This window comes from Sediminivirga luteola (genome assembly GCF_014639315.1).
Lineage (GTDB): Bacteria > Actinomycetota > Actinomycetes > Actinomycetales > Brevibacteriaceae > Sediminivirga > Sediminivirga luteola.
This window is the reverse complement of record NZ_BMFY01000006.1, coordinates 1-14,006: the sequence shown is the minus strand read 5'-3', so window position 1 is coordinate 14,006 and position 14,006 is coordinate 1. Positions and strand designations below refer to the sequence as shown.

The following is a 14,006-nucleotide window of genomic DNA, read 5'->3' as shown; positions in this document are numbered from 1 at the left end:
CACATACTGTTTATCACGTACACATCCGTTGGTGCGGCGCGGTCGCGTGCCGGCATGCGTGGTGCAGGCGATGAGAGAATGCAGAACATGGCAGAGACCACAGACACCGGACTGCCACGAGCGGTCGCCATCGCATGGGGCATGCATGAGGTGCCGCAGCGTGGACCCAGCCGCGGGCTGAGCCATGAGCGGATCGTGGAGGCTGCCATAAAGATCGCCGACGTGGAAGGCCTCGCGGCGGTCACCATGCAGGCGGTAGCCAGGTCGCTGGGTTTCACCACCATGTCGCTCTACCGGTACGTCTCCAGCAAGGACGAGCTGCTGCGGCTGATGCAGGACGCCGCGCTTGCCGGGCCGGAGAAGCTGAAACTGCCGGGAACCTGGCAGGAGGCGCTGCGCGCCTGGGCCGCCACGGTCCGGGCCGCCTACCGTGCGCACCCGTGGGTGCTGGAACTGCCCCGCGGGCAGATCGCAGTCCTGATGCCCAACTCTGTGCGCGCCGCGGAGCTAGGTCTGGCCGCGCTGCAGAGCCTGGATCTGCGCGACGACGAGAAGATCGGGGTCATCCTGGTCGTCTCCCAGCATGTCGCCTCATCCGTGGAGCTGGAGCAGAACCTGCGGGAAGAGGGCGAGGTCGCCATCGGCGCCGAGGGGATCGACATGCTCGGTGAGGTGATCACGGCGCAGCGCTTTCCCCATCTGAAACCGCTCATGGAGGCCGGTTACTACGTCGCGTCCGAAGACCGGGGGGGCTCGCAAGGCCGGGCGGAGCCGGATTCAGTGGACGCCGAATACGACTTCGGCCTGGATCTGATCATCTCCGGACTGGAGGTGCTGGAACAGCGGTCGGCGCGGACCACCTGAGGCGGACCGGGCGGTCCCACCCGAGCGAGCACGTGCCGTGGCCTCGCCCACCACCGGCGATTTCACTTCCCCGTCATCCCCGCGTGGCAGGCTGGTGCTGTGCGCAGGATGCGGAGAGTGCTTACGGCGGGGGTGGCCTGCGCCGTGCTGCTTGTCCTGACGGCCTGCTCATCCGGGGAGAGGCAGGCCCATCGTTTCATCTCGGATATGGATCCGGAGCTGCTGGTTGAAGAGCACTACTCGGTGTCCAGCTGCGACCTCGGGGAACGACTGAAGGGCTGCTCATCCGGGCACCTCACCAGCTTCCACGCCGAGGTCGTGGAGGGAGCCGAGCCCCAGGCGCTGGGCGAGCACCTGGCCGCGCTGGAAGAGGAGCATGGCTTCCTCCCCACCTTGAAGCTCACCGAGGACGCCGTGCTTCAGCACCACCGCATGTACTTCATATACGACTCTCCCAATGAGCACCTGATGCAGCTCAGCGCTGAGGAGTGGACCGACGTGATCGAGGTGCTCCTGGCGGCTGAGGACGTCGCCGGGGACGTGGGCGTCCGCGGGGTTCTGTATCGCGAAACGAGTCGCAACTTCCCCGTCCGGCTGAACCTCGTCCTCCGGGAGGATCGCGACCCCCGGGCCGAATCGGTGCACGCTCAGCTGGCGCGCCAGCTTCCGGATCCTGAGAGCTTCGAGGTCACTCTCCGAGACCTTCCCCGGTGAGATCGTGTCGTGACGGGCCGACGCCGGCGCGCCGGCCCGTCCCCACCTGACTCGGTATCCTCACCGTCCAGGGTGCCTGCTATGCGTGCGGCAACGGCGGTCCGGTGCGTCCGGGCCGATATCCTTGCTGGGCATGGGCGCGCCACGGCATCGACGCCCGCACCATCCCGGACGGCACGACGAGGAGACACACGCATGGGGACCACTGCATCAGGCCGGCCACTGGCGGTCATCGGTGCCGGTGCGATCGGCTTGGCGCTGGCTGCGGCGTTCGCTCGTGGCGGCCGCGAGGTGATCGTCTGCGGGGGCACGCGGTTCGAGCGGATCGAGGTCACCGAGGCCGGCGCCGTCGAGCAATGGCCGGTCAGGCACGCGGAAACCCCTGGCGACCTAGCGGAGGCGGACACCGCCGTGCTCGCCGTCAAAGCGCATCACACCGAGGCTGCCGCGACATGGCTTCGGGCTCTCGCCCGGCCGGAAGTGCGGCTTCTCGTGGCGCAGAACGGCGTGGAGCACCGCGAGCGGGTGGCTCCGTATGCGGGGCCGGCGCAGATCGTCCCGGCCATCGTGTACCTGAATGTGGAGCGTTCGGCTCCTGGTCGCGCCCTGGTGCGGCACGCCGGCACCAGGGACCTGGCGCTACCGGACGAGGACGCCGCACGGGACCTGGCCCCGGAACTCGCCGCCGGCGGGCTGCGCGTGGAGCTGGAAACAGATCTTCGCACCGTCGCGTGGGCCAAGCTGCTGACCAATATCACCCTCAATCCGCTGACCGCTCTCACCGGGCGCCGTGTGGACGTGGTCCGCGATCCGGGGGTCGGCGGGATCGCGTTGCAACTCATGCTGGAGGCCGCCCAGGTGGCGCGCGCTGAAGGCGCTCAGCTGGGCCCCGATGACGCTCACGCGGCACTGACCTGGCTGGAGAACGTGCCGGCGGGCGCGCCGACGTCGATGCTCCAGGACCTCCTGGCCGGGCGGCCGCTGGAGTACGACGCCCTTACCGGCGCCGTCATCCGCGCAGCGGAGCGGCACGGCATCGAGGTGCCGGTCAACCGGATGGTCCTGGCTCTCCTGGCCGCGATCAGGCCAGAGGAACTTCATACGCGCTGATTGCGGGGGTGCTGCCGCGACGTGCGCTCGTTCCCACGGCGGTAGTTTCCGGTCAGACGGGCCATGCGTTCCTGCGCATCCGCAGCCGTGGCAGGCAGGTCTGTGACATCGGCGAGAAAATCAGCGGCTCGGCGCCCGCGCAGGACGGTGGCCACACGGCCGTGATGGGTGATCACCACACTGCCGTCCTTGCGCTCCTGGTAGGAGAATCCTTCGGGCCTGCCCATGCGCGGAGTCTAACCCGGCCGGGAATACACCCCCTCCTTGCTCATCGCGAGCCTGGCGCGTTCGCCGGCAGCTAGAGCCCACCTGCCCTCAGGCGTGGGGTGCCCCGGCCTCGCGCAGGTCGAGCACGTGCAGCACCTTGTCCAGGCGCCGGCCGTCTGCCGGTGCGACGAACTCCCGTAGCCGGCCGTACTCGCGGAAGCCCTCGCTGAGATAGAGCTTCTCCGCCCGGGCGTTGTCTCCGCGGAAATCGAGGGTCAGCTGCTCGACGCCCGCCGTGCGGGCCCCGGCGATCAGCTCGCGCAGCAGCGCCCGGCCCAGGCCCCGGCCGCCGAACCTGGTGCCTACGGCGAGCTTCTCCAGGTCAGCATGAGGACGGTGCGTGGGCCGGGGATACCGGGTCCAGTAGCCGAACCCGGCCACCTCCTCCTCGACGAAGGCGACGACGGCGTGGGCATCGCCGGGCTCGCGGGCCAGGAGCTGCTTGAGCAGTTTCTCGATCTCCTCGACTCCGGGAGGGTCGACCCACCCCAGCGCAGCGTCGTCACGGACGAGTTCTGCCAGCAGGGCGGTCAGCTGGACGACGGCGGCAGCGTCAAGGGTGTCATCTTCAAGCGGCACGATGCGAGTCATGCTTCATGACATGCCGTCGCGCGGTCCCGGGTCAAACCGGTCCCAGACTGCGGACGGCCCGCCTCTTGGCGTGCCATCGAGACGCGACGTGCGAGGCCTCCTGGACCCCCGGTTCGGCTGTCTGGCCGCCCGCCTTTAGAATCGCTCAGTCGGATCCCCTCCTGCGCTGTCCCATGCACGGCATGGATCCCATGCACGATTCCCGCACGATCCGCGCAACGGACCCATGCACGCGTTCGTGCATGATCCGGCGCCAGGTTCCATGCACGACGAGAAGGCGGTTCTTGTGAGCTCTCAGACGACGGCCCCGCGAGGGGCCATCGACCGGTACTTCCACATCACCGAACGCGGTTCGACGTTCGGGCGCGAACTGCGCGGCGGCTTGGCCACGTTCCTGGCGATGTCCTACATCGTCGTGCTCAACCCCCTCATCATCGGCGCCTCCGCCGACTCCACCGGCCACTACCTGGGCGGCGGCGCCGCGCCGAACCTCGCCGCCGTCGCAGCAGCCACCTCGCTCATCTCCGGCGTGCTGACGATCCTGATGGGCGTCGTGGGCAAGTTCCCGATGGCGGTGTCCTCCTCGCTGGGCCTTTCGGCCTTCATCACCTACGGCATCGTTGTGCTGCCGGGCATGACCTGGGCCGATGCGATGGGCCTGGTGGTCCTGGAGGGCTTCATCCTGTTGATCCTGGTGCTGACCGGCTTCCGGCAGGCGATCTTCAACGCCGTGCCCTCGCCGCTGAAGATCGCCATCAGCGTCGGGATCGGCCTGTTCATCGCCCTCATCGGCATGATCAACGCCGGGTTCATCCAGAACGGCGGCGGCACGGGCCTGGAACTGGGTGTCGGCGGCTTCATCTTCGGCTGGCCGCTGCTCATCTTCCTGGTGGCCCTCTTCGCGTTGTTCGTCATGTGGGCCGCCAAGGTGCGCGGCGCGATCCTGTACTCGATCATCGGCGCGACCGTCCTGGCCATCACGATCGAGTCGGTGTTCCGGGTGGGTCCGCGGATCGGTCCGGATGGGGAGGAGAACCCGTACGGCTGGGGCCTGGAGGCGCCGACGCTGAACCAGGACTGGTTCAGCCTGCCGGATCTGTCCCTGCTGGGCCAGTTCAACCTGCTCGGCTCCTGGCAGAACATCGGCGTCGTGGCGGCCACGCTGGTGGTCTTCACGCTGCTGCTGGCGAACTTCTTCGATCTGCTGGGCACGATGGTCGGTGTCTCCAATGCCGGCAACATCAAGGACGCCGACGGCGAGATCCCCTACTCCCGGCGGATCATGGTCGCCGATGCGATCGGCACGATGGGCGGCGGCGTCGCCTCCACCTCGGTGAACTCGGGCTTCATCGAATCCACCGTCGGCGTGGGCGACGGCGCCCGTACGGGTCTGGCGAACGTCGTCACCGGCGTGCTGTTCCTGGCCACGATCGTGCTGGCACCGCTGGCGGCGGTGATCCCGACCGAGGCGGCCTCGGCGACGCTGGTGCTGGTGGGCTTCCTGATGATGCAGCAGATCGTGCGGATCGACTGGAAGGACGTGGAGATCGCCATCCCCGCGTTCATGACCGTGGTGATGATGCCGTTCTCCTACTCCATCACCAACGGCATCGGCGCCGGCTTCATCACCTATGTGGTGATCAAGGTGCTGCGGGGCAAGTTCCGCGAGGTGCATCCGCTGATGTACGTCACGGCTGTGCTGTTCGTCCTGTACTTCGTCTCCGGTCCGATCCAGAGCGTGCTCGGCCTGGGCTGAGTCACTCCGTTCTCTCACGGGCGGTGCGGGGCCGGGACTCGGGTGCGGCCAGCCAGGCCAGGCAGGCCAGGGCGAGCAGGCCGCCGGTGACCCCGAAGGCCCAGCCGAATCCGGCGGCATCGGCGATGGCGCCGGCGGTGAGCGGCCCCAGGACGCCGCCGATGTCGCCCGCCATGGAGTAGCTGGCCACGACGTTCCCGCCGCGGCGGGGCCCGACGATATCGGCCAGTACGGCCTGCTGCCCCGGGTTCACCAGGGCGGTCCCGGCGCCGAGGAAGACCATGACGATGAGCAGCCAGGTGAAGGATCCGGCAAGGGGCACCAGGAAGTAGCCCAGGGCGGCGGCGCCGACGCCGACGACCAGCAAGGGTTTGCGGCCGGCCTGGTCCACCCAGCGCCCAGCGGGGAAGATGAGCGCGGCGTTGCCCGCGGCGTAGGCGGCCAGCGCCCATGCGGGCCAGCTCGGGTCACCCGGGAAGGTCAGGGCGATGAACAGCGGCAGCACCGAGACCCGGACGCCGAACGAGGACCAGCCGAAGGTGAACATCGACGTCAGCAGTGCCCGGTAGGACGGTAGGCGGAGCGCTTCGTTCAGGGACAGCGGCGATTCCCCGGCGCCGCGGGTGTCCCGGCCCGCCAGTGATGACCGCCGCAGCGCGAGCCAGACGACGGAGGCGGCCACGATGAGGGTGAAGAAGTAGAAGACGAACGGGGCGCGCAGCCCGAATCCCGCCACGATGCCGCCGAGGACCGGCCCCAGCAGCATACCCAGGAGGAACCCGGCGGCGTTCAGGCTGGCGACGCGTCCGCGGGCGTTCTCGGGGCTGAGCTTGATGATGAGCGCGGTGGCGGCGATGCTGAACATCGCCGAGCCCACGCCGCCGGCACCGCGGAGGATCAGCAGCTGGGGGTAGTTCGTCACGAGCGCGCAGGCGCCGGTGGAGATGGCCACGATGAGGATGCCCGTGGCGTAGCCGCGCCGTTCGCCGAACCGGTTGATCACCCTGCCGGCGATGGGCGCGCCCGCGACGCGCATCAGGGCAAAGGCGCTGACGATGCCGGAGGCGGCGAAGTTCGAGACGCCGAAGGCCTGAGCGTACTGCGGGATCACCGGCGCGACGACGCCGTAGCCCAGGGCGACGGCCAGGCTTCCGGCGACGAGGGCCCAGACCTCGAACGGGAGCGGTGGGCGAGTAGCACGTGGCACCGGATGATCGTATCGCCCGGCACGGACACCGCGCGCGGCGCGCCGGCGCCCCGGGGCGAATGACCGCCAGGAAAGGCGGTCACTCACCCCGGGACACGGAATCGCCGGGTCAGAGTTCCGTCATCCCTCGGTTTCCTGCCGGACGGCGGCGCCAAAGCAGCAGAACCGTGCCGGCGACGATGAGGACGGTCGCGATGGTGGCCAGGGACACGACGCCGCCCGGACCGGTTGCGGCAAGGTCACCGCCACGGTCGCCATGCTCGGCCCCGTGCGCGCTCCGCCCGTCGCCGGAATCGCCACCACCGGCGTCGGTCCCGGATCCACCGCTACCGGCGGCGCCGCCGTTGTCGACACCATCGCCATTGTCGCCACCGTCAGCGCCGCCCGCACCGTTGTCGTCACCGCCGCCCGCACCGTTGTCGTCACCGTTGTCGTCACCGTTGTCGTCACCGTTGTCGTCACCGACGATCGTGATGCCGGTCCACCCGATCTGCGTGTCCGGTGCGGCCCATGCGCCGAGCATGTGCTCACCCAGCTCGGTTCCCGTGGGGATCGTCACGACGACCCGGCCGTTCTCGTCCGCGGTGCGGGATCCCAGATACGCTGGGTCGCGGAACAGCCAGAGACCTAGCTGCGTGCCCGGATCCACACCGGTGACGGTCACCGTGATCGGCTCCCCCGCACGTGCTTCCGCAGGCGCGGCGATTCCACCTTCCAACGCCGGATCCAGGTCGTCCGCCGACGGCGGGGCACCGGGGATGGTGTCCGGGCCCGGGTTCGGCGCGTCCTCCGTGACCGTGAACGAGACCGATGCCTGACCGTCCACCGAGGACAAGACCGCCTCGTGCGAACCAGCTCGGAGTACGTCACTCGTGTACCTGAACGACACGTTCCCCTCCGCGTCCGCGGCTCGGGTCTCCACCTCGGTGCTCGCGACCGTCAGGGTCACCTCGGATCCCGGAGCGAAACCAGCACCGGCGAACGTGATGCCCGAGCTCGTGAGCTCCGACACCGTCAGCGTCTCCGGTGACGCGGTGGCTTCCGGGTCGTAGACCGGTTCGGGCAGTTCGCCGTCGAACTCGGCGCTCCAGGTGAGGATCGACGAACCGCACTCGCCCATACCGTCCCAGAAGGTACCCGATGCGGTGCCGTCGCCGTTCACCGTGCCGTACAGCACGTAGTCGTTCCACTGGATCTCAAAGGGCCGGTCCACGGTGACCGGAGTAGCGGGAAACCCTGTGTCGGCGATCTCCTTGAACCCCGAGCCGCCGGCGCAGAACCACCAGTATTCTCCCTGCACGGCGGAGATCCGGCCGTCTGCGTCGATGTCGAAACGGAACGGCCGTTCGTCCTTCTCGTCGAGCTCGACGCCGTCCGCGTGGGTCTGCACCGATGCGCCAAGGTACGGACCCGCAGCGGGAGGCGCACCTTGCTGACCGGGAATGACCTCGATGCTCCTCGTGGCTTCCCCCACTGGGCTCACCAAGGCCACCTCGTGGGTACCGACGCCCAAGGGTCCGGCGATCTCCGCTGACACCGCGCCGACGATGTCCGTGCGGACGGTTTCGACGACCTCGCCGTCGAGCAAAAGGTCCACCGTTGCGGGGCCGACCGGGTTGCTCGAGTTCGGGAAACCGGTTCCGGTCACGACGATCGGCGCGGCAGCGAGCTCCGACTCACTGACCACCCATCGCGAGGTCTGGATCGAAGGGGCGAAGTTGCCGACGTACTCTTCGTCATAGAACACACCGTCAGCGATGACGGTGAAGGCATGCGAAGCGCTGCCACCTTCGGATGAACTCAACACGATCTCGTGCTCTCCGGGACCGAGCTCGGCGGTGAAGTGGAAGTTCAGCTCTCCGCCGGAGTTCGCCGCGTCCTCCGTGAGGAGGCTGCCACCGACCGTGACGGTGACGTTCGCCCCGGGAGCGAACCCCCACGAGAACACGGTGAGGCCTTCGCGCTTCATGGCCCACTCGGAAGTCTCCGCGACCTCCATAGCGATCTGCGGTTCGTCTGCCAAAACGTCGGCGGTCCGCCCGCTCGACTTGCTGTCCCCGGGCACCGGTCTGACAGTGGCGTCCAGCTCTTCCGCTGCGCGGAGCGGAACATTCGCGGATGAATGCCCTGTCTGCATCGGTTCCGGCACCGATCCCTGCGCGTCCGACCCCGGAGTCACCCCGGCCTGCAGCCCACCACTCGCCGCGGCCGAGACGGCGTGTTCATGGACAGCGTTCGGTGGCGCACCGCCGGCGGCGGCTGCCTGCATCGTTCCTGTGAAAGTGAACGCGACGATCGCGAAAACCGCCCCGAATGCGGTCAATCCTCGCGACCTGTTGGTCAGTATTCTCATGGGTCTCCTTGATGCCGGTGCAGGATGTGGTTGCAGGCCAGTACCTGCCTCCATGGGCGGGCACACCACGTACCGTGATCACTCTGCCGATCTCGGTGACCCGCGCGCATGCTTCTTCAACAACTTCAAACACCGGCGCGGATGTCCGTGGGCGGTGGAACCGGGCAGAATCTCATGTCATGCGGGAGATATCGAGCGACCGGAAGGAGCGGCATGAGCACACCGCCGTTGGAGCTTGATGACGTTCCGGAGCGCTTAAGGACGTTGCGCGCCGAGGCGGGAGAGCCCTCCTACGCGGAGATCGCCCGCCGGGTTGCCTCGCAACGACACGTTGACCGTTTCGACGTCCCCATCTCACGCGCGACGGTGTACTACTGCTTCCGCGAGGGTCGCAAGCGGTTCGATACCGACCTCGTGGTGGCGATCGTGCGTGCGCTCACCCGCGATGAGGCGACGGTCAAGGCGTGGGGCGTAGCGCTTGCATCTATCGGACGAGGTGCGGCTGTAGCATCCGTCGTCCACGTCACCGACGCGCTCCCGCAGAATACGGCACCGTTCGTCGGACGTGCTCGGGAACTCACGCGGCTCTCCCGGCACCCTGCCGCCCACTGGATTCACGCGATGCCGGGCGCAGGCAAGACATCACTGGCGCTCCACGCGGCACACGCCGCGATCACGTCTGGCGCGGCGGCCGGGGTGATCCTCGCCGATCTCCGCGGGCACAGTCCCGTCGGTCCGCCCGCTGAGCCCCAGGCCGTCGTGCGCGCGGTGCTACGGCTGCTGGGCGAGAAGAGCAAAGCCCTCTCCGCCCCAGCGGCGACGAAACTGATGCACGACAAGCTGCGAGCGAACCGCCGGATACTCGTCCTCGACGACGCTGCCTCGCCGGAACAGGTGCACGGAATCATGCCCGATCCGTCCGGCGCCTCGGTCATCGTCACCAGCCGCGTCCGGCCCACCGCCGGACGATTCCACGCAGTGGAGTTGCCACTGTTCGCCCCCTATGAATCCCTCGCGCTACTGGATGCGGTCGCTGGGCGCGTGGCGATCGAACGCGAACGCGCCTCGGCCGATGCGCTGTTGCACCTCACCGGTCACCAACCACTAGCAGTGAGCCTCACTGCCGCCCGGGTCGCCGCGCGACCGGACTGGACGCTCGCCGAGCACCTCACTTTTGCGCGCACCCGCCGTGACAGCCTACGTCTGGACGAGCCGGTCACCCGCTCCCTCGACCTCACCTACCAGGCTCTGCCGCAGCCCGCACAGCGCCTGCTACGCGCCATCGCCGACCACCCGGTGGGCCTCCTCGATCGACACGGAATCGGCGCCATCGCCCAAGACCTCCTGCCCGGCTCAGCCCACGTCGACGCCGCTCTTGCCGCCCTCGAACAGCACAGCCTGATCACCCGGCGATCTACCGGGCACGTGGAGATGCACGAACTGGTCCGCGTATACGCCGCCGACCTCGGGCTCGAACATGATCCCGGCTCACAACGACACGCCGCCTCCGAACGCCTACGATGCCACGTCATCAACTACGCATGGGCGGCGCACCGCATCCGCAACCAGGCGCGAAGGAGCATTCCTCGTGCGCCACGAACCGCCGTCGACGACATCGCGCTCACCCAAGACGACGCCGAGGCGTTCTTCGCCGACTCCGCCGAGCTGCTGCTCCACATCGCACTCACCGTGAACAACGACGTTGTCCCGGAGCACGGGCCCGCAACGGTGAACCTCCTCGCGGAGACGGTCGGCGACGCCTTTCATCGGGCGGGTCGCACCGACGACGCCATCGCGCTGCATCGCGAGGCGCTGCGCACGGCCCGGGCGCGCGGCGACAGCCAGGGCGAACTGCGCGCACGTGTCGACCTCGGCGGAATGCTCGTGATCACCGGTCGCGTGACCGAAGCCGAGACTCTGCTCTCCGGCATCGATAAGACCAGTGACGGATGGCCCCTTGAAGAGCCTCTTATGTGCAATGCTCTCGGTCCGGCGCTGGTCGCTCAAGGACGAGTCGATCAGGCCCGTCGCGTACTCCGGAAGGGGATCGCCGCGGCATCCGACCTGAGCGATCTGTGGCGCGAGGGGCAGCTGTGGAACAGCATGGCTTTGCTGCATCTGCGGACCGGCAACCTGCAGCAATGCCACGAAGCCCTGCAACGTTCGATCACCCTCAGCCATCGTTGTGACGACCAGCACGGCGCCGCCCGCGGACGGGTCAACCTCTCCAAGCTGCTCCACGATCTGGGAAACGACGCGGACGCCGAAGCAGAGGCTCGGCAGGCGCTTTCGGAAATGGAGTCCCTAGGATTCGCACCCGGTATCGCCGCCGCCTATTCGAACCTCTCCGCTGCCATATGTGCGCTTGGCCGTTTCGAGGAAAGCGCCGTGCTGGCGGAACGCGGCCTTGCCGTTGCCCGCGAAGCCGCCAACACGCAGGCGGAATCCGAGCTGCTCCGCACCCTGGGAAGATCCCACCTGGGCCGCGGACATATCGATGATGCTCGCGCCGTACTCGAGCGATCACTCGCCTTGGCCGAGTCGCTCGGCGACCTGAGCTACGTAGCAGAGTGCCACGAGGAACTCGGCAACTGTGCGCACGCGTCCGGAGATGCGTCCCAGGCGCACCGCCTATGGCAGCAGGCGCTCAAGGGTTACACCACCACAGGGTCCACGTACGCCGAACCAGTCCGCGCGAAACTCGCCCTCTGAGCAACGTTCCCGCCCCGGTTAACGGTGTCGCCCTCCGCGAGTTCGGGGTGTGCCAGGCATTCCTGAAACGAGGCGCAGACGACTACGACCGAAGTGCCGGTCACGCTCTTGTCCTTGCGAGCGGCGGGAGGCCTTCCGGACGTCATGAAGGCCGGCGCGTGATGAGGCGCGGTCGTCCACGCGCTCGGCGCCCCCGCCGGATGCCGCCTCGACCGGCGTCGATAGACTGCTCGAAACCGTCTATGCGGGAGGAACAGGACATGACCTTTTCGATCTGCGCCTACGATCCTCAGACCGGCCAGCTCGGCGTGGCGGCGCTCACCGCCCAGCTGGGGGTCGGCAAACTCGTCGCCCATGCCCGCCCGGGAGCCGGTGCCTCGGCCTCGCAGGCGCTCATCAACCCGTACCTGGCCTTCGACAGCCTCGATCTGCTCGCCGAGGGCCGGCCTGCCGAAGAGGTCCTCGACGAGGTGATCTCCCGGGACGAGGGACGCGAGTACCGACAGCTGGGCCTCATCGACCGCAACGGCCAGACGGCCGCGTGGACGGGCAGCAAGACCCCCGACTGGTCGGGGCACATCGCGCGTGGCACCGCCATCGCGCAAGGCAACCGCCTGGTGGGGCGCGAGACCCTGGAAGCCACCCTGGACGCGTTCTACGCGCATCCGGAGAAAGAGCTCGCTCACCGGCTCCTGCACGCGATCGAAGCGGGAGAATCGACCGGTGCGGACAAGGAGGGCGCGCTGTCCGGAGCGGTCACGGTGGTCGGCACCGAAAGGTATCCACTCTGGGATGTCCGTGTGGACCGCGCGGACGATCCGGCGGCAGAACTGCGCTCCCTGGTGGAGGACTTCGACGAGCAGCTGGTCCCCCAGATCCGCAAGATGTCCACCCGTGAGGACTATGTCGGTGAGCTGACCCGCGAATTCATGGCCGAAGAGAAAGGCGGCGAGGAGTAGGCCACGCGGGGTGGGGCGGTTGGGCTTTTTCGTGTCGTCGCTAGTACTCGTTGCCCGATGTCACACCCGCCGGTGTTCGCTCTCCTCCTGAGAGCGTGCCACCAGATCTTATTCTCCGCCGGAGCCGGCATCGTCGGCCGGACCTACGCCTGCGGCGAAGTTGGTCCGGTAGACCTCCGCGGCCTCCGCGATGAGTTCCGGGGAGAGAACCGCCACGGGCTCGACGTCCACCAGCAGCGGCTCGCAGTCCGGGCCCCGGCCGACGCAGGTACCGCGAAGCACCCAGGGGAACCGATCCGGGTCCTTCTCCTGCAGATGCTTGTACTGGCAGAGCTGACGGGCGAGCCAGTCGCGCCACGGGCGTGTCCACCACGATTCCGGTTTGAGCGGGTTCACGGACAGACCAGGGAGCTCAAGGCCGCTTTCCGTGTCGATGCTGCCGCTCTGCTGGTCGCGCGCCCAACCGTGCGAGTACCGCACGTAGACGGCGGTGTCGTTCGCCACGAGCCGCTCCAGATCACTGAGCCGTTTCAGCCGTTCTGTGTTCACTTGGTGCCTCCTTCGCCGCCGTTGACGTCGGCGGCTCTGACGGCGCTTCGGCTCAGGGAACTCGCCAACGATTCCCTGAGTGCCTCGTCGACCGCTGACGGGCCTTCTCAGGCTACTGACAGCGGTCAGGCGAGAGGCCGGTGGGGGCCGCGGCGCGTGTCCCCGGCGGCTGGCGATGACGACGGCCGCAGGCCCTCCGAGGGCGGGTTGCTCCTCTCTCAGATGCGCATATGGGGCGGTCGCCGCTTTCGCGAGTGCGCAGCCGCCCAGATGCGCAACCGCTAGTCTCCGGCTAGCCGAACGCCAGGCCGATGGCCTGGTACTGTAGATGCCGGAAACCGCGCGTCTGTGCCGGTGCTTCCGGGCCTCTAGCTCAGCTGGTAGAGCAGCGGACTTTTAATCCGCGGGTCGTGGGTTCGAGCCCCACGGGGCCCACCCAATGTTCGTTGTTCAAGCCGCCGATGTCATCGGTTTGGGTCCTACTGAGGTCTCTGCCTGCCTGGTCGAGTAGCGCGGTGGACTGGGCCTCGGGGTTAAACATGATGCTGAACGGCACGCCGGGCTCTCCGTCTATGGTGTCGGCCTCGGTGGCATAGAGCTTATCGAAGAAGGCCTGGTTCGCGATTCGATGCAGGGAGTCGTCGATGCTGGTATAGCTCGCGTGGCGGTCCCTGGCCAGGGCCAGGCAGTCGTCTAGGTGGGCTTGGGTTTGTTCGTACTTGGTGTCCCCAGCTTCGATCTTTTCCTCTAGGAAGGCCAGGCGCTTGCTGATCCTCTCCTGTTCGGTCTTCAGCAGGTCCAACGGCACTGCCCCCGGAGTAGTGGACCTGGAACAGCTTCGCTCATAATTCAAGCCTATGGTTAGCGTTTGACACGCACCTGCGCCGTACAGGAGAGAATCCATATCCTGCTCCCTCCTTAAGC

11 protein-coding genes and 1 tRNA gene are annotated in these 14,006 nt (G+C 67.8%); 7 read left to right on the top strand and 5 right to left on the bottom strand.

Going from position 1 to position 14,006, the window contains the following annotated elements; translation table 11 throughout:
* Nucleotides 1–87: 87 nt before the first annotated feature.
* The 3 genes from IEW13_RS07795 to IEW13_RS07785 all read left to right on the top strand — a co-directional run bounded on the left by IEW13_RS07795 (nt 88) and on the right by IEW13_RS07785 (nt 2,688).
* The gene (locus IEW13_RS07795) at nt 88–864 is read left to right on the top strand and encodes a TetR/AcrR family transcriptional regulator (protein WP_188550397.1); all 777 of its coding nucleotides are present in this window, start codon (nt 88–90) and stop codon (nt 862–864) included.
* 207 nt (nt 865–1,071) lie between these two features.
* Nucleotides 1,072–1,578 carry a hypothetical protein gene (locus IEW13_RS07790; protein WP_188550396.1) on the top strand — a complete coding sequence of 169 codons (507 nt, stop codon included), beginning with the start codon at nt 1,072–1,074 and terminating at the stop codon, nt 1,576–1,578.
* A 195-nt stretch (nt 1,579–1,773) separates the two neighbouring features.
* Nucleotides 1,774–2,688, top strand: coding sequence for a 2-dehydropantoate 2-reductase (locus tag IEW13_RS07785; RefSeq protein WP_188550395.1), 915 nt, complete (start codon nt 1,774–1,776; stop codon nt 2,686–2,688).
* Here IEW13_RS07785 and IEW13_RS07780 read toward each other — a convergent pair.
* Together IEW13_RS07780 and IEW13_RS07775 are read right to left on the bottom strand one after the other, a co-directional pair.
* Nucleotides 2,676–2,915 carry a hypothetical protein gene (locus IEW13_RS07780; protein ID WP_188550394.1) on the bottom strand — a complete coding sequence of 80 codons (240 nt, stop codon included), beginning with the start codon at nt 2,913–2,915 and terminating at the stop codon, nt 2,676–2,678. The genes IEW13_RS07785 and IEW13_RS07780 overlap by 13 nt on opposite strands.
* 88 nt (nt 2,916–3,003) lie before the next feature.
* Nucleotides 3,004–3,546, bottom strand: coding sequence for a GNAT family N-acetyltransferase (locus IEW13_RS07775; protein WP_188550393.1), 543 nt, complete (start codon nt 3,544–3,546; stop codon nt 3,004–3,006).
* Nucleotides 3,547–3,808: 262 nt separating this feature from the next.
* Here IEW13_RS07775 and IEW13_RS07770 point away from each other — a divergent pair, with 262 nt between their 5' ends.
* On the top strand, nt 3,809–5,302 hold the full coding sequence (locus IEW13_RS07770; RefSeq protein ID WP_188550392.1) for an NCS2 family permease: 1,494 nt from the start codon (nt 3,809–3,811) through the stop codon (nt 5,300–5,302).
* A gap of 1 nt (nt 5,303) precedes the next feature.
* Here the strand turns inward: IEW13_RS07770 and IEW13_RS07765 are convergent, their stop codons facing one another.
* Together IEW13_RS07765 and IEW13_RS07760 are read right to left on the bottom strand one after the other, a co-directional pair.
* Nucleotides 5,304–6,509 (bottom strand): MFS transporter, encoded by a 1,206-nt coding sequence (locus IEW13_RS07765; protein ID WP_188550391.1) that lies wholly within the window; start codon nt 6,507–6,509, stop codon nt 5,304–5,306.
* A gap of 109 nt (nt 6,510–6,618) precedes the next feature.
* Nucleotides 6,619–8,478 carry a hypothetical protein gene (locus IEW13_RS07760; RefSeq protein ID WP_188550390.1) on the bottom strand — a complete coding sequence of 620 codons (1,860 nt, stop codon included), beginning with the start codon at nt 8,476–8,478 and terminating at the stop codon, nt 6,619–6,621.
* Between the two features lie 648 nt (nt 8,479–9,126).
* On the opposite strand from IEW13_RS07760, the gene IEW13_RS07755 reads away from it, so the two are divergent.
* Nucleotides 9,127–11,574: a tetratricopeptide repeat protein gene (locus IEW13_RS07755; protein ID WP_188550389.1), complete on the top strand. Its 2,448-nt coding sequence runs from the start codon at nt 9,127–9,129 to the stop codon at nt 11,572–11,574.
* A 260-nt stretch (nt 11,575–11,834) separates the two neighbouring features.
* Nucleotides 11,835–12,533: a DUF1028 domain-containing protein gene (locus tag IEW13_RS07750; protein ID WP_188550388.1), complete on the top strand. Its 699-nt coding sequence runs from the start codon at nt 11,835–11,837 to the stop codon at nt 12,531–12,533.
* Nucleotides 12,534–12,641: 108 nt separating this feature from the next.
* Here IEW13_RS07750 and IEW13_RS07745 read toward each other — a convergent pair whose 3' ends face one another.
* Entirely contained in the window at nt 12,642–13,082 is a 441-nt protein-coding gene (locus IEW13_RS07745) for a DUF6098 family protein (RefSeq protein WP_229745000.1), read from the bottom strand.
* Between the two features lie 362 nt (nt 13,083–13,444).
* Here IEW13_RS07745 and IEW13_RS07740 point away from each other — a divergent pair.
* Nucleotides 13,445–13,517, top strand: a tRNA-Lys gene (locus tag IEW13_RS07740).
* The last annotated feature ends 489 nt before the right edge of the window (nt 13,518–14,006 follow it).

Bases quoted from the DNA above. Each gene is read 5' to 3' on its own strand.
- IEW13_RS07790 (WP_188550396.1), top strand. From the start codon at position 1,072: ATGGATCCGGAGCTGCTGGTTGAAGAGCACTACTCGGTGTCCAGCTGC.
- IEW13_RS07750 (WP_188550388.1), top strand. From the start codon at position 11,835: ATGACCTTTTCGATCTGCGCCTACGATCCTCAGACCGGCCAGCTCGGC.
- IEW13_RS07785 (WP_188550395.1), top strand. From the start codon at position 1,774: ATGGGGACCACTGCATCAGGCCGGCCACTGGCGGTCATCGGTGCCGGT.
- IEW13_RS07775 (WP_188550393.1), bottom strand. From the start codon at position 3,546: ATGACTCGCATCGTGCCGCTTGAAGATGACACCCTTGACGCTGCCGCC.
- IEW13_RS07795 (WP_188550397.1), top strand. From the start codon at position 88: ATGGCAGAGACCACAGACACCGGACTGCCACGAGCGGTCGCCATCGCA.
- IEW13_RS07780 (WP_188550394.1), bottom strand. From the start codon at position 2,915: ATGGGCAGGCCCGAAGGATTCTCCTACCAGGAGCGCAAGGACGGCAGT.
- IEW13_RS07770 (WP_188550392.1), top strand. From the start codon at position 3,809: ATGCACGACGAGAAGGCGGTTCTTGTGAGCTCTCAGACGACGGCCCCG.
- IEW13_RS07760 (WP_188550390.1), bottom strand. From the start codon at position 8,478: ATGAAGCGCGAAGGCCTCACCGTGTTCTCGTGGGGGTTCGCTCCCGGG.